The sequence below is a fragment of the Actinotignum urematis genome (assembly GCF_051264595.1).
Classification (GTDB): domain Bacteria; phylum Actinomycetota; class Actinomycetes; order Actinomycetales; family Actinomycetaceae; genus Actinotignum; species Actinotignum timonense_A.
This window is the reverse complement of sequence record NZ_JBOZBG010000001.1, coordinates 214447-236313: the sequence shown is the minus strand read 5'-3', so window position 1 is coordinate 236313 and position 21867 is coordinate 214447. Positions and strand designations below refer to the sequence as shown.

The window sequence follows — 21867 nt, the reverse complement described above, 5'->3', positions numbered from 1 at the left end:
ATGCAACTAACGGTAGCTATTATCGGGGCACCGCACGGACTCAAAGGGGAAGTCCGCCTGGATGTGCGCACGGATTCACCTGCACGCCGCCTCGCGGTCGGGACCCAGCTAGAAACCGATCCGGCGGATTTCGGGCCGCTCACCATCACCCGCACCCGCGAATACCGGGGAGTCACTTACGCGCTCTTCGCTGAATCAACCACCCGCGATACCGCCGAAGCACTGCGCGGGGTGCGACTCATCGTGGAAACCGATGAAGATGAGCCCGAAGAAGACGCTTACTACGCCCACGAGCTACGCGGTCTGGAAGTACTCGACCCGGAAGGCTACGAGCTCGGAATTATCACCGGTTTGGAAAATGGCCCCGCCCAGGATGTCCTGGTGGTGCGTGAGCCTGATGGCCGCATCGCCCGCGTTCCCTTCGTGCGTGAGATTGTGACCGCCGTGGATCTGGACGACCATTGCGTCGTCGTGGATGCCCCGGCCGGGCTTTTCTCCGATGACGACATGATCGTGGTGGAAGGTGATGACCTGGCCGGTGCCCTCAGTGCCGCGGGGGAAAGTGGCCTGGGGAAAAGCAGCGCAGGTGAAAACGGCGCGGACCAAAGCACCTCCGAAGCGAATACTACGGAGGAAGACGGTGCGGAGGAAGCTGAGTAATGGCGGGCTTGCGCATTGACCTCGTCTCGGTTTTCCCGGAATTCTTCGATGTCCTCGATTTATCACTGGTGGGCAAGGCGCGCCGTCGCGACGTCGTCGATATTCGCACCCACAATCTGCGCGACTGGACCAGCGACGTCCACCGCACCGTGGACGATACCCCCATCGGGGGCGGGGCTGGCATGGTCATGAAACCTGACGTCTGGGGCCGTGCGCTCGATGACCTTATCGGTCCGAGCGCACCGGAAACAATCACCCTTGCTATTCCCACCCCCTCCGGGCGGCCCCTCACCCAGCGCCTCGTGGAAGACCTGGCAACCCGGGAACGTATCATTATCGCCTGCGGGCGCTACGAGGGAATCGATGCGCGGGTAGCTGAACATTACCGCGGGCACGGGGTGCGCGTGGAGGAGTTTTCCCTCGGGGACTATGTCCTCAACGGTGGGGAAGTGGCGGCAGTGGCTCTCGTGGAGGCCGTTACCCGTCTCATTCCCGGCATGGTGGGTAACCCGGAGTCCCTCGTGGAAGAATCGCACGGTGCGGCAGGTTTGCTCGAATACCGTGTCTACACCCGCCCCGTTAGCTGGCGAGAGCTCGAGGTACCCGCGGTGCTGCTGAGCGGTAACCACGGGGCGGTGGCGCGTTACCGGCGCGACGAAGCTATCGCGCGCACCGCTGCGCGCCGTCCCGATATGATCGCGGAGCTGAATACCTCGCAGCTGGACAAACACGACCGGCCGGCGCTCGCGGCGGCGGGCTATGTGTGGCGCACCAGCGACGTACACCCGGTGGCGGTGGATACTGAGGTCCTGGGGGCTGCTGGCGCCGTCGTTTCCGGCGACGGGGCGCAACCGAACAAAACGTTTTCGGGTGGAGCACTCGAGAACGGGCTGGACCCGGCCGGCGCGTTCCTGGGCGAGACTCGACCGGCCGGCGCGTTCCCGGACGGGGCGCGACGGCGCACCGCAACCGAGCTGGCTGAGCTGGCCACCCGTACCTTCCCCGATGCATGCCCGCGTTACCTCAGCGAGGCGGATATCGCCGCTTTCGTAGCTGAGAATCTTTCCGTCGCAGCTTTCGAAAACTACCTTGCCGACCCGCACTGGATGGCGGTGGTGGTGCGTGCCGCCAGCGGAGAGTCACGCGGGGAATTGCTGGGGTACAGTCTCACCTTGCTGCCCGATAGCGTGGTGGGAATGGAGGGCGACGACGTAGCCGGGCGTGAGGACGGTGCGCCATTCACGCGCCTTCCGGAACGGGAGGGCCCGTTGCTTGAGCTCTCTAAGTTCTATGTGGAGCGCAGCTGGCACGGCAGCGGGGTAGCGGATCTGCTCTGGCGGGCAACGGTGGAGGCGTGCCGGGCCCGAATCCCTGATGTTGAGGCGGCGCCAACACCCTACCTGTGGCTCGGAACGAATAAAGACAATCGGCGGGCCCAACGTTTCTACAAACGCTGTGGTTTCCGAAAAGTAGCAACCCGGGAATTCCAGGTGGGTGAGGTAATCAACTCGGATCTTATTTTTGCCTGTCCGCTGACTGTGGCATAATAGTGGAGTTTCCTCGCTTTCATAATGCGCTGAGCCTGCCGCAGGGGGTCGCGCATCGGCGAGATCTTAACCGATAACAGCGCCCCTGGCCTGCGTGCAGAGGCGGAAAGTGAATGAATAATGCAGACTCTTGATGTAGTTGATGCTTCGCGTTTGCGCGACGATATCCCCGATTTCCGCGCCGGTGACACCGTGCGTGTGAACGTGCGCGTCGTGGAAGGTAACCGCACCCGTACCCAGGCGTTCCAGGGTGTTGTTATCGCCCGCCAGGGTGATGGCCTGCGCGCCACCTTCGATGTCCGCAAGATTTCCTTCGGGGTGGGCGTGGAGCGTAAGTTCCCGGTGCATTCGCCTTCCATCGAATCAATCGAAGTGATTACCCGCGGTCGGGTGCGTCGCGCCAAGCTGTACTACCTGCGTGATCGCCACGGTAAGGCAGCGAAGATTCGCGAACGTCGCACCGACTCCAAGTAAGGAACGGTACGAACTTCTCGTTCACATATGGACCCGCATCTCGGTGCGGGTCCATTTTTATACCCATGCTGGTCCTGGTTACTAACCCGCGATAGCTGCGAATTTCTCCCGGTATCCGCCAGTAACCGAAGGTAGCAGCAAATAACGGTGAGCGAGGGCTGGAGCATTCCTGGAGCCTCGCCAAAATAGCGTGGCACGACGGCGCGGATAACCTTAGGTACGCTCAAGCGCGCTGGTAGCATGGAATACGCATATCTTTTATCTATTTCAGGCGGAGGGGCGTATGGGCGAGGGCACGTCAGGCGGGTCACGGGCATCGGAGGATGCCTCGCGGTGGCCAGCAGGGCGGACCCACCGGAGCCAGGCTCGCGGCCGCCGGGCCGCTACCCCTACCTCCACCCCTACCCCACCTGAGCTGCCGGAGCCGTACGCGGCCCCGGCGTTCCTCGAACCTTCAGCTGTGCCGGACGTGGATGAGCTACCGGATCTCGATGAGCTATTTGACGCGGAGGAGTCACCAGCCTCGGAGGCCACTCCCGCCGCTGCTTCCATCGCTCCTGCAGTAGCTCCCGTCGCTTTCACCGGAGCTCCAGCCGCTCGCGGCACCGTTACCGCCGCAGCTGCTTCCGCCGCGACCCCCGCAACGGGGCACACCTCAGCAACACCAGCACCAGGGCCAGATTCCGAGCCAGCGCCTTGCCCGCCCACACCACCAGAATCCAACGGAGCAAAAAACGTGTCGGAGGGGCCCGCTAAGATAAATGCAGCTGAAGCCCGCTTACGGCTGACGCTCACGGAGCAGCTCTCCAATGCTGATGAAGGCCTCTATGCCGAAGCTTTGCGAGATGATCTAGCCCGGGCGGAAGCACATGTCAATCACGGAGGAGTCACCATGAATACAACGGACGGTCAGTCCTCCGCTGCCAATATGGAGCAGCCGCCCTCGTACCCTCCTGAGGTTGCTCCGGTACGCCCCGATGCTGAGACCCGGGAAGCCCCCGTGCGTAATTCACGTTTGCGCAGCGTAGTGGAGATGGCCCTGACTGTCGCCGTCGTTCTTCTGGTTTCCGTCATTATCAAAACCTTCTTTATCCAAGCTTTTAACGTGCCTTCCGGTTCCATGGAAACTACGCTGAGTACCGGGGATAAGTTCTTCGTGAACCGCATGGTGACCGATAATGAGGACTTACGCCGCGGCGATATCGTGGTCTTTGTGGACCCGGGCGGCTGGCTGGATGATGTGGAAGAAAACCGCTCCTGGATTGCCCAAACCGGCACTCGTATCCTGCAAGGCATCGGGCTTCTTCCGGCGGATTCTGGCCACTACCTGGTGAAACGAATTATTGCGAAGGGTGGGGATACCGTCAGCTGCTGCGGAGAAGATGGCCGTTTGCAGGTCAACGGCGTGCCGATCACGGAGGAATATCTCAATTACGGGGTTTCACCCTCCTTGCAGAAATTTGAAGTGAAGGTCCCGGAAGGTTACCTGTGGATGATGGGGGATAACCGCGCCAATTCGAAGGATTCGCGCTGGCACCAGCGTGAATCCGGAAACGGATTCGTGCCGGTAGATAATGTGGTGGGCCGGGCCTGGTACGTTTTTGCTCCGTGGAGCCGCCACGGGCGCCTACCTGATATGAGCCACGTTTTCGCCGGTGTTCCCGAACCTGCTGCGCCCGCAAGTGTGCGGCTTGCGCTGCCGGAGAACCCCGTTGATCCGCGCTCCTTATACGCGGCCACGGCGGCCCAGCCGGGGCTGCCTAGCTCCACGCTCTCCGGGCAGGGCAGGTAGCACGCGTGCAGGAACCTGATCGTACAGTTGAAAAAGAACTGTTAGCTCGGCTCGAGGAACGCGGCGGGCGTATTCTCGCCGCCGTGGATGAAGTGGGTCGCGGTGCTATCGCCGGGCCGGTCTGCGTGGGTATTGCTCTCCTGGACAGAAATACTCCGGATGCTTTCCCGCCCGGATTACGCGATTCGAAAATGCTGAGCGCGCACCGCCGCGAAACGATCTACCAGGCAGCCCGCGATTGGCCGCTAGCGGTTGCGGTAGGAAGCGCCCCCGCCAGCGTTATCGATCAGGTCGGAATTATTGAAGCATTGCGCTGCGCAGCCGCGGACGCCCTCGCCCAGCTGGAAAAAGAAGGACTGCACCCCGATGCCGTTCTTCTTGATGGAAAGCACAATTGGTGGGCCCAGGATTCCCTTTTCGATGCCGAACCGACCGTCCCGCAGCTTCCGGTCACCACCGTGATTAAAGGGGATGCTTCCTGCGCCGGGGTTGCCGCGGCCTCCGTCGTCGCTAAAGTTGAACGAGACCGCTATATGGAGGCGCTCGCGAAAGAATTTCCCGATTACGATTGGGAACATAACAAAGGGTACGGTACGCCCTCCCACCTCGAAGCTATCGCGCAGGTGGGGCCGAGCCCGTATCATCGAATGTCGTGGCATTTGCCCGCGGTAAGGAGTGAATAATGAGCGAGATTGACGGCTACGAAGCCGAACTGGAACTCGCGTTATATCGCGAGTACCGCGATGTTGTGAAGATTTTTCGGTACGTGGTGGAAACCGAACGGCGTTTCTACCTCGCCAACGACGTAGACGTGAAAGTGCGATCCTCCACGGCAGGGGATGTGTTCTTCGAAGTGAATCTCACCGATGCGTGGGTGTGGGATATCTACCGCACCTCCCGGTTCATCCGCTCGGTACGCGTGGTGACCTTCAAAGACGTCAATATTGAAGAGCTCAACCAGACCGATATTACCCGCGAACTCGATCTGCCCGGCTCCTCTCTTTAATTGGAGGCTGTTGCGTTGTGAGTTCTCGGGGAGCTCGCTTTTATCCACAGGTTTCTGAAACGACGACGCTATCCCCAGCCACGCACCCCTCGAGCAACCATCGGTAATTTCCGCGCCACACTAGGGGCATGTACCAGTGTGAAACTTTGCATGCCAGCATCGCCCGCAGCGAGCTTGCCCCGCTTCCCGCTTCCGCCACCACCAGGGAGCTAGGGGAATGGGGAGAAAGCCTGGCCGCCGCATATGTGCGGGAACACGGCTACCAGGTGCTGGCCCAGAATTGGAGATGCCGGCGCGGGGAAATTGACCTGATATGCCGCGAAGAACCCAGCGGGGCTTTGGTTGCGGTTGAGGTGAAAACCCGGCGCGGGCACAATACGGTGCCGGCACCGCTGGCCGTCAGCCCCGAAAAGTATCGCCGGCTCCGGTGCCTCCTGGCGCAGTGGCTCCACGCTGATGGCGCGCACTACCCTGATCTCGCGGTGGATATCGTGGCCGTCACCGTGCCCACCTCCGGTCCCGTTACCATCGAGCATCTGCGGAATGCCTCATGATTGGCACCTCCCATACCGTCTCGATCCTCGGAGTCCAGGGCCTGCCCATCCGGGTGGAAGTAGCGATCCTTTCAGGTCTGCCGAATTTCACGATTGTGGGCCTGCCTGATGCGGCGGTGAGCGAATCACGCGAACGCATCCGGGCCGCTTTCGCCGCCGCCCGGATCAACTTCCCGGCCGGGCGCGTCACCGTCAATCTGTCCCCGGCAGATACCCCGAAAGTCGGCACCGCTTTTGATGTGGCAATTGCTGCCGCCATCCTCGCTGCGCAAGCCCACACCCACCTGCCACCCGGCACTGTTTTCCTGGGCGAATTAGGTCTGGACGGATCGGTACGCCCGGTGCGGGGAGTATTACCGTGCGTGCTGGGCGCCGCCCACCACGGCTTCCGGCACGCCATCGTTCCCCACGGTTGCGGAACCGAAGCTGCACTCGCCCAGATCCAGGTGGGAGAAATCTGGCATATCACCCAGATCGCCCAGCGCCTGGGAGCGGCCAGTGACCCGGTGCCACCGCCGCCACCTGTGCCGGTAGCCCAGCCTCGCACCAGCACTGATATGGGCGACCTCTCAGAGGTACGGGGCCAATACCTGGCCCGCCACGCCCTGGAAATAGCAGCCGCGGGAAGCCACCATCTCCTCATGATCGGAGCACCAGGAGTGGGTAAATCTATGCTCGCCACCCGCCTACCGGGAATCATGCCGCCCCTCACCCGCGCCCAAGCCGTAGAAAGTGCCAGTATTCGCTCCATTGTGGGGCAATTTGAGGAGATCACCACCCGACCTCCCTACGTGGCGCCCCATCATACGTCGAGTGCCACCGCGTTGGTGGGAGGCGGAAGCCGGCCCCGCCCCGGCGCCATCTCCCTCGCGCACCACGGCGTACTTTTTCTCGACGAACTTCCCGAATTCACCACCCGGGCTATCCAATCTTTACGCGAACCCATGGAATCCGGAGAAGTGCATATTCACCGCGCCCAAGGCTCGGTATGCTTCCCGGCTCGTTTCCAACTGGTCGCAGCAGGAAACCCGTGCCGGTGCGGCAGGCTACTAGATTCCCCAACCTCTTGCACCTGTTCGGGAGCGGACCGCGCCCACTACCAGCATCGCATCGGAGGTCCGCTGCGGGATCGCATCGATCTCATGGTGAATCTGCCCAGGCCGAGCCGGGCGGAATTAGCCGCGGGCAATAGCGGCGATAGCAGCGAAACGGTTGCCGCGCGGGTGCGCGAAGCACGCGAACGCCAACACCACCGCTTCCGGAGTGAAACCTGGGACGTGAACGCCGCTATCCCAGGCACCTGGCTCCGGGCCCACACTCAGTTAGCAACTAGCTCAAGCGCGAGTCTGAGCGAGGCCCTCACCCGCGGCCTCATCAGCATGCGAGCCGCGGATAAAATCCTGCGAGTTGCCTGGACCCTCGCAGACCTAGCCGGCCATACACAACCCACCACCGACGACGTTGCCGGGGCGTTCGCCCTGCGCGGGAAAGGAAATTCTGGCTATGACGGAGGATAAAACACCCCGGACCAGCAGCGAAATAACGGGAGCTGCCGGCGCGAGCGGCACCGCCGCGGAAACGGCCGACACGCTAGCGGCTCACCCGGGAACTACCGGAAAAGGAGCGGCTCACCCGGGAACTACCGGAACAGGAGCGGCTCACCCGGAAACCACCGGAACAGACGCTGCCGGTTGGGAAGAAGAAACCGCAGCAATGGCGTGGACACGCTTGGCCGAAGGGGAGGATTACCACGCCGTTGCTCTCACCGATAACCTCGGTTACGCCGGAGCGCTTGCCTGGCTCGAGGAAGCACGCGCAGGCGCACCAGTTCCTGAACCGCTACGCGCGGCAGCTAGCCGCTGGAGCGCCCGGTACGATGCACAGGGCTTTGCGCGCGACCGCGAACTACTCAACCGAGGCTACGGATTCACGTACCCGGGTAGCCCCACCTGGCCGCAATCCTTAGCGCAGCTCGGGGAACAACGTCCGCTGGGGCTGTGGTGGAAAGGAAATATCGCGGCACTGGATCGTCCCGCGCTCGCGATGGTGGGCTCGCGCGCCGCTACCGACTATGGCGAAAAGATCGCCACCGATTTTAGTTACGAGCTGGCCGAACGCGGTGCCCTTATCGTTTCCGGGGGAGCCATAGGTATTGATGCGGCCGCCCACCGTGGCGCCGTGCTTGCGAATGCTCCGACCGCGGTGGTGTTCGCCAGCGGGATCAACCGCCCCTATCCCAAAGCCCACCAGGAACTCTTCGCGCGGATTCTTGATACCGGCGGGCTCGCCCTCTCCGAAACCGCACCGGGCAATGCTCCCCACCGGCACCGTTTCCTGGCCCGAAACCGGATCATTGCTGGCCTATCACAAGCCGTTGTTGTTATTGAAGCTCCCTACAGGTCGGGCGCCATTAACACCGCGGGGCACGCCCATACCTACGGCATCCCGGTCGGGGCAGTACCCGGCTCCATTTACGCCATGTGCTCAACGGGATGCCACCGGCTGCTGCGGGAAGGTGCAGTGTGCATTACCCGGGTGGAAGATATTGTGGAAATGCTCGGCTTTAGCGCCGGCCAGCAACTCCTCCATGTCAATCGCACTCGGACTGCGGCGCAGGGAAACGGGGCGGCTCATGACCGTAGCGGAGCCGCAAGCCGGACGGTCACTCGTGCCCTTGCCAGCGGGGTGCAATTAGGGCTCGGGCTTGCCGTTACCGATCCGCTTGCCGGTGATCCGCGGGCGGTGCGGGTGCGTGATGCGCTACCGGCTCGTAATTACCAGCCGCTGGATAAAATAGCGCAGACCGCGGGAATGGGATTTGCTGAGGTGATGGCGGCCCTCGGGAAACTCGAGGTAGCAGGAATCGCGGAAAGTCGAGGAGGGAAGTGGCGCCTGACGCCCCAGGCTCGGGAGGCGAGCCGGCAGCGGTCCTCCTAAGACTGGCATAAACTGGGGAGCATGCGAGTAGCAGATATCTTGGAACGTTATGAGCGAGAATTGCGGCTGCGCCGCGGATACTCCGAACATACGATCCGCGCCTATCTGCATGAGGTGCTCTCCCTCCTCACTTTTCTCCACGAGCTATCCACCGGAAACAAAGCGGGGGATGAGGACTTATCCGACCTCGATATTGACCTCGAACACCTGGATCTCGCTGATCTGCGGGCTTGGCTAGCACATTCGCGCGAACACGGTAGCGCTTTGGCTTCGATGGCCCGGCAATCGGCCGCGATACGAACTTTTAGTTCCTGGGCATACCGGTGCGGCTATACCGCTTCGGATGCGGCTTCTAGGCTGAAATCACCTCGGGTCACCAACGAGCTCCCGCATGTTCTCAACGAGCACCAGGCCCAACAATTGCTCAATAATGCGAAAAGCCACGCTGTTGAGAGCGGAGAAGCTCTTGCCTACCGGGACTGGGCGGCTCTCGAGCTCATGTACGCGGCGGGTTTGCGCGTGAGCGAAGTCTGTTCCTTGGATATTGACCAGGTTCGCCCCGATCTGACGGTGCGCGTCGTCGGAAAAGGAAATAAGGAACGCGTGGTCCCGTACGGGGTGCCGGCCATGCGGGCCGTGCAAGAATACCTGCCTGCGCGTGCCGCTCTTATGAAAGAACCGACTCGGGCGCTTTTTTTGGGGGCGCAAGGTAGGCGCCTCAACCCGCGCTCGCTGCGCGACGTCGTGCACCGTGCCGCCAGCCGCGCGGGGGTGCCCGATATTACCCCCCACGATTTGCGCCATTCCGCCGCCACGCATCTTCTCAACGGCGGCTCGGATTTGCGCAGCGTCCAAGAGATTCTCGGCCACTCCTCCCTGCAAACCACGCAGCGCTACACCCACGTCAGCGCAGATAGGCTGCGGGCCGCATTCGCGCAGGCCCATCCGCGGGCCTAAGTACTCCTCACCAGAAACATCGTTGAAGCACCACAGAAGCATCCCTGAAATACCACACGAGCGTCACGTGAGCGTCACGGATGTTACGGGTACAGGCGAATTTCACGCCGGTAGAGGAGCGAGAGCGGGTCAATATAGGTTTTCCCGCGCCGTGCGCCCCAGTGCAAAACATCCCCGGGGAAGCGCCCGCCATCCTCATGGCCGGCCAGCAACGTTCCAATCACGGTCCCGGCGCTCACGGTATCCCCGCGGTGCACGCTTGGCTCCACGGGTTCATAGGTGGTGCGCAGGCCATTGGCGTGTTCAATAGAAATAACGGGGCGGTCCGCGAGCATCCCGGCATACACCACGGTGCCCGAGCCAGCAGCCAGCACCGGACTCCCCGCTGGAAGCTCCACATCGACACCGCGATGCCCGGGCAGCCAATTGTGCTTGGGCGGATCAAAGGGCCGGGTCACCACCGGCGCGCTACCGGTAGGGGAGTGGAAGCCGGTGGCGCGAGGCTGCGCTGCTTTCGTATGGGCTACATTTTCAGCGTCCGCCACGGGCGTGGACGTAAGTGGTTTTTCCGGCTCGCTATCCGTTGTCGAGGTTGCGGCCGGCGCGGGGGTATTATCCGACGACGCCGCCACCGTGCCAGATGCTGATTCTGAAATAAGGCTCGCCACCAGGGTAAGAGCTGCGCCGGCCGCAGCCAGGCAGCGTGCCACGATTATGCGCCCCGCACGGGAGCGCGAGCGCACTGCGGCCCGGGCACGGGTACTGGTGCCCGGGCCACAGCGTGCACCGGGGAATTGAGTCGCAAAAATCCTGAGAGTCTTCATAGGGCTGAGCATGCCCTGGCTAGGACTCGCCTGCCAGAGGGCCACCGCAGGCTGTGGATAGTCGATGCGTTCCAGCATCCTGTGGATAGCTCGGGCTTGTATCCGGGCGCTCGCCCCGGGATTTTGCGCTGTTATCCGCGGTTTTTGCCCTTTAGGCGCATCGTTTCCCGCCGCCCGCGGGTATTCTCTTTCGAAGCGTGCCGGTCCTGGCTCCGCGCCGTTCTCGCATCGCTGCGGGAGCGTAACCGCTCCGCCTCCGCCATCATTCGCAGATAGCGATCCAGCCGGTCCACGTCCAAAGCACCGCTCGCGCATGCCTCGCGCACCGCACACCTCGGCTCTCGCCCGTGGCTACAATTCGCGAAATGGCACGAAGCAGCTAGTTCGCGAATATCCGCGAAGGTATCCGCAATCGCCTCCGTGTCCATCGTGGCTCCCAGTGCACGTACCCCGGGAGTGTCGATGACCGCGAAGTGTTCTCCGCAAACCAGCTGGCGTCCGGTGGTGGTGTGCCGACCCTTATGGTCGCTTTCGCGCACCGTTCCCACCGTCTGGGTGGCTCCGAGCAAGGTATTGGTGAGGGTGGATTTTCCCGCGCCGGAGCGCCCCACCACCACGACCGTGCCGGAGAGGAGCTCAACGAGTCGCGCCACGTCCACAGCCGAGCGCGCATCAAGCGCAAGCACTTCTTCGCACCCTTCCCCCAGTTCCTGAAGATCTGCCGGGTTTGCCAGGTCCGCCTTCGTGAGCACCAGCCAGGGGCGGGCCCCGCTCGCGTGGGCCAGGGCCACGAAGCGTTCGATACGCCCGCGACTGGCTGCTGGCACCGCGGGTTCCACAATGAGAACCACATCAATATTCGCGCAGATAGGTTGCTCGAGAGCAGCACGGCCCACCGACGGGCGGGTGAGGTAGGTCCGGCGCGGCAAAATGTCGAGAATATGCCCGGCATCATCCACGCCTACCCAGTCACCCACCATCGGCGGCCAGGATTCACTATCCCGGCAGTGGCCCGGAATATCGAGGTCAATGCGCAACGGTGCCCCGTCCGGCGCACCATGCGCAGCCCCGTCCGGCACCTCGTCCGGCGCACCGGCCTCATCAACGCGGAGAACCTCAACGGCGCCGCGATGTACCGCGGCGATCCGCCCGCCGTGCACGCGCGCGGCGCCGCCAAGGCTCATTTCCGCGACTGTCAGGTAGGCGGCCCAGCGTTCATCAAAACCCAGAAAAGTCATAAAACATCCCTCCGCATACCCGAACGCAGCCGGGCCACCGCATGGCGGGTCGCTAATACACCGATACCGGCCCAGAGCGCCGCAACCGCAATATCGCGGACTACCAGCCACCCGGCCGGCTCAGCGATACCGGCAATGGTTCCCGAGAGGGGGACGGCATTCGCCAGTGCTGCCAGCACGGGCGGGTAGTACTCGAGAGGCACAATAACCCCGGTGAATACCGGCAAGAACGTCGCGAGTAGCGTTGCCCCCAGATACGGATCGGGCAGATCCACCCCGATCCCGGCCGCTGCCACTCCGAGCAGCACCCCGCATACCAAAGCAGCCACCGCTAAGAGCGTCACTCGCCCCAGCAGCGCGGCATCTTTGTCCGGGGAGAGCAGGCAGACGGCGCCGATGGCCGCACTACCGGTGGAGACCGCCAAGATACATGGAACGGTAGCCACCGCCACCCAGTACACCACGTCGAAGCGACGGCGCAGGTGAACTTCCTGGAAGATCCCCAGCGCCCGGTCGGTTGCCACCGCGCTGACCACTCCGGAGGCCACCGACGTGGCCAAAGCAACCAGCGCCGCGGCATAGCCGGTGCGCACCAGGTCCGGGGTTCCCACATCATTGCCGAGCACCACATCAAAAAGCACGTCGAGGAGCGGAAGCACCAGGAGGGCGGTCACCGCCGTCCCCACCGTCGCAAAGGTCACTGACGAAGCCCAGGAGACCCGAATAATCGAGCGATAACGCGTCAGCATCACATCACCTCCAAAGTCCCGGAGCGGGTAGCACGGCGCAGCGCCGCGCGTCCCGCCACACCCGCCGCTGCCAGCCACGTACCCAGCACGACCGCCCAGATCGCCACGTCGCTCCAGGTAATAGCTTCTCCGAAGAGCAGGGAGGTGGGCATCGAGAGGGGGACGAAGAGGGAGAGATAGGCCAGCCAGGCAGGTGGCGCCGTCGTCGTAAAAAGAATCCCGGATGCTAAAAACATCGGAACCAGAAGCAGACCTTCGTAACTAATCGCGTTCGGGGTGAGCACGAAAAGCGCGGCGATGACGAAGGATACGCTCAAGCAACCCATCCACAACAGAAGGACGCCGCACGCAAAACCCCACGACGGTGCAGTAAAGGTGATTGAGGCGGAGCACAGAGCCCACGTCACCCAGGCCACCGGGAATGCCGCCAGCCCGAAGGAACCGGCCGATGCCACCACCGCGGCTAGGCTCCGTAGCGCCCCAATCGGCGCGCTCACCAGGTAGACGAGGGTGCCCTTATAACGCTCGAAACCAATAATTCCGGCGGCGCAAGTGGCCGTGGTCCACATGCCGATAATCCCGGCACGCACCCACCCCTGCGTCGCGCTCATAGTCCCGAAAGCTCGGAAACTCAGGAATTGCACCAGTGCGGTGGCGAGCGTCGTCGTCACCATGAGCTGGATAAAATAGGGGACAGACACAAATTGGCGCACGTGAAAAGCGCTCATACGTAACTGCCGGATCACCGCGCCAACCCATCTGCCAGCGCCAGATACGTTTCCTCCAGCGAGGCCGGGCGGGTCACCAGGTCCTCCGGCTCGTGCCCGAGAAGCGCCACCAGGCGTTCGGCTTGCGCACCGGAGCGCGCATCCCAATAGATCGTGACCGCCCAATTACCCGCGCGCGGACGGCGAATAATCACCGCTTCGGGGAACGCAGCTTCGAGGCCCGCGAAAATATCTGCCTTGCGCGCACCCAGTGTGAACGTTGTGGTTGCACCCACCCCGGCATAGTCCGCAATATCGCGCACACTGCCGCGAACCGCGATTTTGCCGGTGCCGATGACGGTGATGATATCCGCCAGTTCTTCCACCTCCGGCATGGAATGCGAGGTGAGGAGCACGGCGGCGCCGCCGGCGGCAACCTCGCGGAGAATATCGCGCACCGTTAGCGCGACATCGGGGTCCAGCCCCGTGGTCGGTTCGTCAAGAAGAAGGAGTGGCGGGGCGCCCAATAAGGCGCGCGCCAGGTGGAGACGCTGGCGCATACCGCGCGAAAACTGGCCCACCTTGGCCCCGGCAGAATCGGTGAGCTTGACACGCTCAAGAACATCAGCGACGGCGCCGCGCCGCTGCCCGCTCGCCACCCCTTGCAGGTCGGCAAAATAGAGGAGATTATCGCGCGCCGTAGCCCGCGGATAAAACCCGAGGTCGCCGCCTAACACCAGGCCCAGGCGTGAGCGTGCCTTCTCCGGATGGCGCACCGCGTCAATCCCCGCGATCCGCACCTGCCCCGACGTGGGGGCCAGCAAGGTGGCGCACATCCGCACCGTTGTGGTTTTCCCGGCCCCGTTCGGACCGAGCAAGGCATGCACCTGGCCTGCCTGCACCTGGAGGGACACATCTTCAACTGCAACAAATTTATCTTTCCCGAAAACGCGCCGCACATGGGCGACATCGAGGACGGGAATATGAGGATCTATCAAAATCCTTGTCCTTATCAATCCAATTGCCGTATTCAGGGCAGCATGAACCCCTCCCGCACCCGCCATTTAGGAAAGTACATAGGCGTACTCACCCGGAGGCTTCAGAAAAGTAGTTATAAGCTCCGGGCGCGCATCATCGCTAAACGCGTGCGAGAATACGACTTTCTCGCATTTTTATATAAAGAGAATTTCCTTGATGCGATAGGTGTTGGATTCAAGGACTCTCATAGGGCAGGTCGCTCCTAGATTGCAGTGTTAGTAACTATGCAGGTCATCCTATAGTCATGTGGCAACGCTGTACAACCTCAGCCGCATCGTGAGACGTAGCGGGTGCACGTGTGCGAGCGGCGCTCGCCCTGACGGTCCCGCACCATATACGCGCCGCCCCGTATACGTGCTTACCAGGCCCGTCTATGTGCCCGCCCCGTGCGCACACTCTCTAGCCGCAATATTCCCGCGAAAATCACATCCGCCCGCCGTTCCCCGTTTTTCCGGGTGGGGTAGTATGTACAGGCGGCCGGTTATCTCCGGTCGTAATACGCGTGCCCGCATACGAGGGTCGCGGATCGGTCCCGCTATGGGCTGCCCAGTGGGTGGCGCATATTGGGAACCGTGGTTCGTGGGCACCAGGGCGCGGCGGCAATTCCGCCGTCGTGCAAGAACCGATACCGCGCCATCGCCCCGATGGCGCCTGAGAAAGGACGCCGCATGGCTGTCGTCACCATGAGCCAGCTGCTGGAAGCTGGTGTGCACTTCGGGCATCAGACCCGCCGTTGGAACCCGAAGATGAAGCGTTACATCCTCACGGATCGTAACTCGATTTACATTATTGACCTGCGCAAGACGGTCGCCGATATCGACCGCACCTACGATTTCGTTAAGGAAACCGTGGCGCACGGCGGAAATATCCTCTTTGTGGGCACCAAGAAGCAGGCGCAGGAAGCCGTGAAGGAACAGGCCGAACGCACCGGGATGCCCTACGTGAACGAACGTTGGCTGGGCGGCATGCTCACCAACTTCCAGACCGTTGCCAAGCGTATTGAACGCCTCAAGGAACTCGAGCAGATGGACTTCGAGGACGTTGCCGGCTCGGGCCTGACCAAGAAGGAACTCCTCATGCTGTCCCGCGAAAAGGACAAGCTGGAGAAGACCCTCGGCGGCCTGCGCGATATGCACCGCCTGCCCTCCGCCGTGTGGGTTGTGGACACCAACAAGGAACACCTCGCGGTCTCCGAAGCCAATAAGCTCAATATTCCGGTGGTTGCCATCCTGGACACCAACTGCGATCCGGACGAAGTGGCCTACCCGATTCCGGGTAACGACGACGCCATCGGCGCCGTCGGGCTGCTCACCCGCGTCATCGGTGATGCGGTAGCCGAAGGCCTCCTGGCCCGCGGTGCCGGCAAGAACGCCACCGAAGATGCGATGCCCGAATGGGAACGCGAAGTTCTCGCGGCCGGGGAAGCTACCGAAGAAGCCCCCAAGGCTGAAGAAGCCGCTCCCGCCGCGGAAGCCGAAGCAGCTCCGGCCGAAGCCACCGAATCCGAAGAAAACAAGTCCGAAGAAGCTGACGCCCAGGCCTAAGCCTGAGCGCTACAAGTGAGGAGTGAAGCATGGCTAATTACACAGCCGCCGATGTGAAGGCGCTGCGTGACAAGACCGGCGCCGGCATGATGGACGCCAAGAAGGCTCTCGACGAAGCCCAGGGGGATTCCGCCAAGGCCGAAGAGATCCTGCGCGTTAAGGGCATGAAGTCCGCCGCCAAGCGTTCGGATCGCACCGCTGCGAACGGTCTGGTGGCCTCGCACGTATCCGATACCGCTGCCGGCCAGCGTGGCATTCTCGTGGAGATCAACGCCGAAACCGACTTCGTGGCCAAGAATGAGAAGTTCATCGGTATGGCCGATGAGATCCTCACCGCCGCCGTGGATTCCGGCGCCGATACCGTGGAAGCGCTGCTCGCCGCCAAGCTGGGCGACGGCACCGTTGCGGATCGCATCACCGCCATGACCGCCGTCATCGGCGAAAAGATGGAAGTCTCCCACGTGGAAGTCCTCGAGGGTGAGCACGTGGAAGCTTATATGCACCGCACCAACCCCGACCTGCCCCCGCAGGTGGGCGTGCTGGTTGCCACCGATGCCAAGGCTGCCGAAGTTGCGCACGACATCGCCGTGCACATCGCCGCGCTCGACCCGAAGTACCTCTCCATCGAGGACGTTCCGGCCGACGTGGTGGAAACCGAAAAGCGCATCGCCACCGAAACGACCATCGCCGAAGGCAAGCCGGAAAAGGCCGTGCCGAAGATCGTGGAAGGCCGTATGCACGGCTTCTACAAGCAGGTCGTTCTCGAGGAGCAGGGCTACGCCCGCGAGCCGAAGACCCCGGTCAAGACCATCGTGTCCCAGACCGGCGGCAAGGTGACCGGTTTCAAGCGCCTGCGCGTCGGTTCGCACGCTGAGTAAGTTTGCGCGCACCGGGATGTAGTTTCCGGTTGCCGGGAGCCTAGCTTTCGGTTGCGATAACGCTAAACGCCGGAGGGCGGGAGGTACGAGAGTACGTCCCGCCCTCCGTTGTATGTAACGCCGGTGCCTTGCGTGTAGGTGCGGTGCGATTGGTGGGCGCCGGTGCGGTGTGTGCGCGGTGATGCGCGCCGTTAGTACGACGACGCCGCCCCGCGTGCCGCGGGGCGGGGCCAGCCCACCGTCCGCACCGTCGGCGAGGGGCGATCACCATGATGCGCCGCGAACTGGCCCGCCATCCCAGAGCACCGTAGCCTGCACCGTAGGGCCCGCCGTCCGCACCGTGCCCCGTCTCTATCTGCTCGTAAATATCTATAGCTCTCAGCGGGCACTTTCACATAAGATGAGGGGCGCTGAACTGACAAAGGAGTAAGAGGTGAGCATAACCATTCCTGATCCGCATACCCTCGCGGTTGAAAACGCCCGCGCGGCATACAAGAAAACTAAGAAACCGCTGACGCGATCCTTCGTGATGGCGCTCTCCGGCGGTGCCTTCATTGGCATGGGATACATTTTCTACATTACGTCGCAACAGGGCCTGGCTGACGGGCCGCTCGGCCCGGCGAAAGTCCTGGGAGGCCTGTGCTTCTCCGTCGGCCTCATCCTGGTGGTGCTGACCGGCTCGGACCTCTTCACCTCAACCACGATGACGGTCATGCCGCTCTACCACAAGCGGGTGCGCCCACGGCGCTTCTTCGCTCACTGGGGCACCTCCCTGGCCGGCAATCTCGTTGGGGCACTGTTCCTGGCGTTGCTCGTCTTCGGGGCCGGCCAGGCGCTCGCCAACGGCGGGGCATGGGGCGAAGTTGCCCTCCACACGGCGGCGGGCAAGGCCGCGCATTCTATCCCCGAGTCCTTCCTGCTGGGTGTGCTCGCGAATATCGCGGTGTGCGCTGGCGTGTGGATCGCGCAGTCGGGGCGGTCCACGGCGGATAAGATTCTCGCCTGCCTGTGTCCCATTCCGCTCTTCGTTGCCGCCGGCTTCGAGCACTCCATCGCCAATATGTTCCTGCTCCCGCTCGGCCTCATGTGCAAGTACTGGGGCGGGGATGCCTTCTGGAATTCCGAAGCGGTGCTCGCTTCCGGCCACGGGCTCGCCGACTACGCCGCGTTCACGCCGGGCGCCGTCGCCCTCAATATCGGTGTGGTGATTCTCGGCAATATTGTGGGCGGCGGTTTCATCCTCGCCACCTACTTCTGGGTTGCGTATCTGCGTGACGACGACGCAGCCGACGTTTACGACGCACCGCTCAAGTAATCCACGGTGCCATAGCCATCGCCCCGGGTACGGGGCAAGGACATCCCCAGGTACGGGCGCATGGCCATCCCGACTGCTGGGCAAGATTTCTACCCGGCCACGGGGCAAAGAAAGCGGGGGCTCCTGAGTGGAGGCCCCCGCTTTCGCGTGTGTCGGATGCTACGCGGCTGCTACACCACGAAAACGGCCACGCAAGCCAGCCCGATCCCCACAATCACCAAGGTGAGAAGGAAACCGAAGAGGACGGTGCGTGCCCCCGTATGCATAATCGTCTTGAGGTGGACACCGGCGCCCATGGCGCCCATGGCGGCGATGAGAAGCCAGTTAGCAACGTCGTTACCAAGAATCTGCAAGGCACTGGCCGCCCAAGCCTGGTTTTCCAGCACGGAGGCGATCCCCACCGCGATAAGGAAGCCGAGCACAAACAGCGGGATGAGGGGAGCAGAGCTACGGGTGTGCCCGTGGGCATCAAGCGCCGCCCCGTCCAGCCCCGCGGCGCGGGCCTCACGTTGCTTAGCGGCGCGCTCCAGTAGCCCCACCACGGCGATAACGGCGGCCAGGCACACCACGCGCCCGAGCTTGGCAGCGGTCGCGGTATCGGCCACCCCACCGTAAATATTCGCGGCGGCCACCACCTGGCCAACCTCGTGAATGGTGGCACCCATCCACACCGCCGCCTGATTGGCGCTCAAATCCAGCAGGTGGGCCAGCCAGGGGAGGGCCACCAGGGTGAGGGTACCGAAAAGCGTGACGCAGGCAATGGCGGTTGCCGCGGCGGTATCACGCTCATCTTCGTTACGTACCCGCACCACGGCGGAGGTTCCGGCCACCGCGGAGGCTCCGCAGATTGAGGTGCCCACGGCGGTGAGAATAGCCGAGGCATGGGGCACTCGCAGGAGTTTACTCAGCGGCACCGAAATGAGCATCGTTGCGGTCACGCAGGTGATGATAGTGATAAGAGTGCCCCAGCCCAGTCCCAAAATTGCGGGGATGGACAGGCGCAGCCCCAGGAGCACCACTCCGGTGCGTAGCACCCGCTTGGACGTGAAGGTGAGACCGCGGTTGGCCGAGCGGGGAATAAGTCCCAGGTTGCGCACCAGCATGCCCAGTACGATGGCGAAGAGCATGGCAGAGAGCAGGGGCATCAACTTACTCAAGCCCCAGGATGCCACCGCGATGAGAGCGGCGAGCAGCACGCCCGGCGTGAGGGCGCGCAAGGACGCCGCCCACGTGGCGGCGTCGAAAGAAGTATTTTTATTAGACACCCGGATATTATGCCTCAGCGCGCGCTGGTATGGTTAAGCCCGATGAACTGAGCGACGGGAGGCAATGGTGACACTACTGGAACATGACGCGAGCTCGGATGGAGTCCGCCGAGTTCTTCTAAAACTATCTGGAGAAACTTTTGGGGCGGGTAGCGTCGGTGTCGATGCCGCAGTGCTCCAGCGCGTCGCCGGGGAAATTGCCGAAGCGGCGGCTTCGGGAATCCAAGTGGCCATCGTTGTAGGCGGAGGAAACTTCTTCCGCGGAGCCGAATTGCAACAGTCCGGAATGGATCGGGCCCGGGCGGACTATATGGGGATGCTCGGCACCGTCATGAACGCGATCGCGCTCCAGGATTTCATTGAGCAGGCCGGCACCCAGTGCCGCGTGCAAACCGCGATCCAGATGACCCAGATCGCCGAACCGTATATTCCCCTGCGCGCCATCCGCCACCTCCAGAAAGGGCGGGTGGTTATTTTCGGCGCCGGGGCCGGCATGCCCTACTTCTCCACCGATACCGTGTCCGCCCAGCGCGCCCTTGAGCTGCGCTGCGATGAGCTCCTCATGGGCAAGAACGGGGTAGACGGAGTCTATACCGCCGATCCGCGTACCCATCCGGAAGCGGAAAAGCTCAGCACCATTAGCTACGATACAGTGCTTTCCCACAACCTCCAGGTGGCCGACGGCGCCGCCTTTGCCCTGGCGCGGAATAACTCCCTGCCGATGCGGGTTTTCGGGATGACCGAGCCGGGGAATGTTACCGCCGCGCTGCGCGGTGAGAATATTGGAACGGTGGTCTCCGCTCAGGGCGCATAGCCCCGCTAAGCCGGTAAGATATGTCACATCGGGCGCGTGGATGCTGCTGCGTCGTCGTACCACGTAGCTACGCGCCGTGAACGAAACTGCGAAGGAAAAAATATGATTGAAGAAGCTTTGCGCGAAGCCCGCGAAAAGATGGGCAAAACTATTGAAGCAACCAGCGAAGAATTTTCGCATATCCGCTCCGGGCGGGCCAGCGCCGGGATGTTCAACCCGATTCTGGTGGACTACTACGGCACCCTCACGCCGCTCCAGCAGCTAGCCACCATCACCATCCCCGAACCGCGCACCGTCATGATCACGCCGTTCGATCCGGGTGCCAAGCAAGGGATCGACAAGGCGCTGCGCGAATCTGACCTGGGCGTCAATCCCTCCGATGATGGCAACGTGCTGCGCGTGAACCTCCCGGCCCTGACCGAGGAACGCCGCAAGGACTACGTCAAGCTGGCTCGCAACCGCGCTGAAGATGGGCGCGTGTCCATCCGCGCGGTGCGTCGCAAGGCGAAGGACACCCTCGAAGCTATTCAAAAAGATGGCGAGGCCGGGGAAGATGAAGTCAAGCGCGCCGAAGACGAACTGGAAAAGCTGACGAAGAGCTTCGTGGAGCAGATCGATAAGCTCCTCGAAGGCAAGGAAAAGGACCTGCTCGAAATCTAATGTCGCGCCCCTCGTTGCGGAGCATGCTCGCTCCGCGTCCCCCCCAACCGCCGCGCCCCACCTCCTCGCGGGCCGGCCGGAATCTCAAAGCCGCCGTCCCCACCGCGCTCATCCTGCTGGCGCTGGTGGCGCTTAGCGTTCTCTGGCGCATCGAGCTTTTTGTGGTGCTTGTGGTGGTGGCGCTCAGCTTTGCTGTATGGGAGGCCGCGGGCGCGTTTCTCGCGCGCCGTATTCGACTCCCGCTCACGATGCTGCTGGCCGGGAATATCGCCATACTGGCGCTTGCCTGGTGGCGCGGACTCGGCGCCGCCATGCTGGCGTTCGGGGCGACGGTGGTGGCCTGCGCCGTGTGGCTGGGGATACGCGACCGGGCGCGTGCACAGGTGAGCGACGCCGCCTGCGCAGTTTTCGTTTCCCTGTGGATTAGCGTGCTGGGGAGTTTCGCGGTGGCGCTGTGCCAGCTTGATTCCCCAGCGTGGATGGTGGCAGCGCTCATCCTCCTGCCCGTTGCCAATGACACGGGGGGCTGGGCCGCCGGCGTGCTTTTCGGGCGCCATCCGCTCGCCCCGCGCATCTCCCCGAAGAAAACCTGGGAGGGGCTGGCCGGGTCGGTGCTGGCCTGCCTGGTGGTGGCACTTCTTCTTGCCACGGTGGCCCTGGGGCACAGCGCGTGGTGGGCGCTGGCCATCGGTATGGCGGCGGTGGTGTGCTGCACCGCCGGTGATCTGCTTGAATCACGCCTCAAGCGCTGGCTCGGTGTCAAGGATATGGGAGCAATTTTCCCCGGGCACGGTGGCATGCTGGATCGCATCGATTCCATCCTGCTCTGGGCGCCGTTCTGCTACCTCTTCTTCGCTGCGGCGCAAGGGGTGTTCTGAAGGACTCTCCAAATTTCCACACCGTAGTAC

At 62.8% G+C, this 21867-nt stretch carries 22 protein-coding genes; 16 read left to right on the top strand and 6 right to left on the bottom strand.

Annotation, left to right across the window (positions count from 1 at the left end):
• The 10 genes from rimM to ACRQDJ_RS01015 all read left to right on the top strand — a co-directional run bounded on the left by rimM (nucleotide 1) and on the right by ACRQDJ_RS01015 (nucleotide 9927).
• Entirely contained in the window at nucleotides 1-660 is a 660-nt protein-coding gene (gene rimM, locus ACRQDJ_RS01060) for a ribosome maturation factor RimM (RefSeq protein ID WP_284904342.1), read from the top strand.
• Nucleotides 661-668: 8 nt separating this feature from the next.
• Entirely contained in the window at nucleotides 669-2207 is a 1539-nt protein-coding gene (gene trmD / locus ACRQDJ_RS01055) for a tRNA (guanosine(37)-N1)-methyltransferase TrmD (protein WP_284904405.1), read from the top strand.
• A 120-nt stretch (nucleotides 2208-2327) separates the two neighbouring features.
• Entirely contained in the window at nucleotides 2328-2681 is a 354-nt protein-coding gene (rplS, locus tag ACRQDJ_RS01050) for a 50S ribosomal protein L19 (RefSeq protein ID WP_016442470.1), read from the top strand.
• 736 nt (nucleotides 2682-3417) lie between these two features.
• On the top strand, nucleotides 3418-4473 hold the full coding sequence (gene lepB / locus ACRQDJ_RS01045) for a signal peptidase I (protein ID WP_435717716.1): 1056 nt from the start codon (nucleotides 3418-3420) through the stop codon (nucleotides 4471-4473).
• A gap of 5 nt (nucleotides 4474-4478) precedes the next feature.
• Complete coding sequence (gene rnhB / locus ACRQDJ_RS01040; RefSeq protein WP_284904338.1) at nucleotides 4479-5156, top strand: ribonuclease HII; 678 nt, start codon at nucleotides 4479-4481, stop codon at nucleotides 5154-5156.
• On the top strand, nucleotides 5156-5479 hold the full coding sequence (locus tag ACRQDJ_RS01035) for a DUF2469 domain-containing protein (RefSeq protein ID WP_026428528.1): 324 nt from the start codon (nucleotides 5156-5158) through the stop codon (nucleotides 5477-5479). The genes rnhB and ACRQDJ_RS01035 overlap by 1 nt, the downstream gene beginning before the upstream one ends.
• Nucleotides 5480-5607: 128 nt before the next feature.
• On the top strand, nucleotides 5608-6033 hold the full coding sequence (locus tag ACRQDJ_RS01030; protein ID WP_284904337.1) for a YraN family protein: 426 nt from the start codon (nucleotides 5608-5610) through the stop codon (nucleotides 6031-6033).
• The gene (locus ACRQDJ_RS01025; RefSeq protein WP_284904336.1) at nucleotides 6030-7550 is read left to right on the top strand and encodes a YifB family Mg chelatase-like AAA ATPase; all 1521 of its coding nucleotides are present in this window, start codon (nucleotides 6030-6032) and stop codon (nucleotides 7548-7550) included. The genes ACRQDJ_RS01030 and ACRQDJ_RS01025 overlap by 4 nt, the downstream gene beginning before the upstream one ends.
• Nucleotides 7537-8970 (top strand): DNA-processing protein DprA, encoded by a 1434-nt coding sequence (dprA, locus tag ACRQDJ_RS01020; RefSeq protein WP_284904334.1) that lies wholly within the window; start codon nucleotides 7537-7539, stop codon nucleotides 8968-8970. Before ACRQDJ_RS01025 ends, dprA begins: the two co-directional genes overlap by 14 nt.
• A 21-nt stretch (nucleotides 8971-8991) precedes the next feature.
• A complete protein-coding gene (locus ACRQDJ_RS01015) occupies nucleotides 8992-9927 on the top strand; it encodes a tyrosine recombinase XerC (protein ID WP_026428531.1) in 936 nt (311 codons plus the stop codon).
• Nucleotides 9928-10010: 83 nt separating this feature from the next.
• Here ACRQDJ_RS01015 and ACRQDJ_RS01010 read toward each other — a convergent pair whose 3' ends face one another.
• The 5 genes from ACRQDJ_RS01010 to ACRQDJ_RS00990 form a co-directional block, all read right to left on the bottom strand.
• Complete coding sequence (locus ACRQDJ_RS01010; RefSeq protein ID WP_284904332.1) at nucleotides 10011-10637, bottom strand: M23 family metallopeptidase; 627 nt, start codon at nucleotides 10635-10637, stop codon at nucleotides 10011-10013.
• 245 nt (nucleotides 10638-10882) lie between these two features.
• A complete protein-coding gene (gene rsgA, locus ACRQDJ_RS01005) occupies nucleotides 10883-11989 on the bottom strand; it encodes a ribosome small subunit-dependent GTPase A (RefSeq protein ID WP_284904331.1) in 1107 nt (368 codons plus the stop codon).
• Nucleotides 11986-12738 carry an ABC transporter gene (locus ACRQDJ_RS01000; RefSeq protein WP_284904330.1) on the bottom strand — a complete coding sequence of 251 codons (753 nt, stop codon included), beginning with the start codon at nucleotides 12736-12738 and terminating at the stop codon, nucleotides 11986-11988. The genes rsgA and ACRQDJ_RS01000 overlap by 4 nt, the downstream gene beginning before the upstream one ends.
• The gene (locus ACRQDJ_RS00995; RefSeq protein WP_284904329.1) at nucleotides 12738-13466 is read right to left on the bottom strand and encodes an ABC transporter permease; all 729 of its coding nucleotides are present in this window, start codon (nucleotides 13464-13466) and stop codon (nucleotides 12738-12740) included. The genes ACRQDJ_RS01000 and ACRQDJ_RS00995 overlap by 1 nt, the downstream gene beginning before the upstream one ends.
• 14 nt (nucleotides 13467-13480) lie before the next feature.
• Complete coding sequence (locus tag ACRQDJ_RS00990) at nucleotides 13481-14443, bottom strand: ABC transporter ATP-binding protein (RefSeq protein WP_284904327.1); 963 nt, start codon at nucleotides 14441-14443, stop codon at nucleotides 13481-13483.
• 708 nt (nucleotides 14444-15151) lie between these two features.
• Between ACRQDJ_RS00990 and rpsB the strand changes: the two genes are divergently transcribed.
• The 3 genes from rpsB to ACRQDJ_RS00975 all read left to right on the top strand — a co-directional run bounded on the left by rpsB (nucleotide 15152) and on the right by ACRQDJ_RS00975 (nucleotide 18220).
• Nucleotides 15152-16027: a 30S ribosomal protein S2 gene (gene rpsB / locus ACRQDJ_RS00985; RefSeq protein ID WP_284904326.1), complete on the top strand. Its 876-nt coding sequence runs from the start codon at nucleotides 15152-15154 to the stop codon at nucleotides 16025-16027.
• 29 nt (nucleotides 16028-16056) lie between these two features.
• Nucleotides 16057-16905, top strand: coding sequence for a translation elongation factor Ts (gene tsf / locus ACRQDJ_RS00980; RefSeq protein WP_284904324.1), 849 nt, complete (start codon nucleotides 16057-16059; stop codon nucleotides 16903-16905).
• Between the two features lie 433 nt (nucleotides 16906-17338).
• On the top strand, nucleotides 17339-18220 hold the full coding sequence (locus tag ACRQDJ_RS00975; RefSeq protein WP_284904323.1) for a formate/nitrite transporter family protein: 882 nt from the start codon (nucleotides 17339-17341) through the stop codon (nucleotides 18218-18220).
• 170 nt (nucleotides 18221-18390) lie between these two features.
• On the opposite strand, the gene ACRQDJ_RS00970 is transcribed toward ACRQDJ_RS00975, so the two are convergent.
• The gene (locus ACRQDJ_RS00970; RefSeq protein WP_026428539.1) at nucleotides 18391-19485 is read right to left on the bottom strand and encodes a YeiH family protein; all 1095 of its coding nucleotides are present in this window, start codon (nucleotides 19483-19485) and stop codon (nucleotides 18391-18393) included.
• Between the two features lie 64 nt (nucleotides 19486-19549).
• Here ACRQDJ_RS00970 and pyrH point away from each other — a divergent pair, with 64 nt between their 5' ends.
• From pyrH to ACRQDJ_RS00955, 3 genes are all read left to right on the top strand, one after another.
• Nucleotides 19550-20299 carry a UMP kinase gene (gene pyrH, locus ACRQDJ_RS00965; protein WP_284904320.1) on the top strand — a complete coding sequence of 250 codons (750 nt, stop codon included), beginning with the start codon at nucleotides 19550-19552 and terminating at the stop codon, nucleotides 20297-20299.
• Between the two features lie 102 nt (nucleotides 20300-20401).
• On the top strand, nucleotides 20402-20959 hold the full coding sequence (frr, locus tag ACRQDJ_RS00960; RefSeq protein ID WP_016442491.1) for a ribosome recycling factor: 558 nt from the start codon (nucleotides 20402-20404) through the stop codon (nucleotides 20957-20959).
• Complete coding sequence (locus tag ACRQDJ_RS00955) at nucleotides 20959-21837, top strand: phosphatidate cytidylyltransferase (protein ID WP_284904318.1); 879 nt, start codon at nucleotides 20959-20961, stop codon at nucleotides 21835-21837. The genes frr and ACRQDJ_RS00955 overlap by 1 nt, the downstream gene beginning before the upstream one ends.
• Nucleotides 21838-21867: the final 30 nt, after the last annotated feature.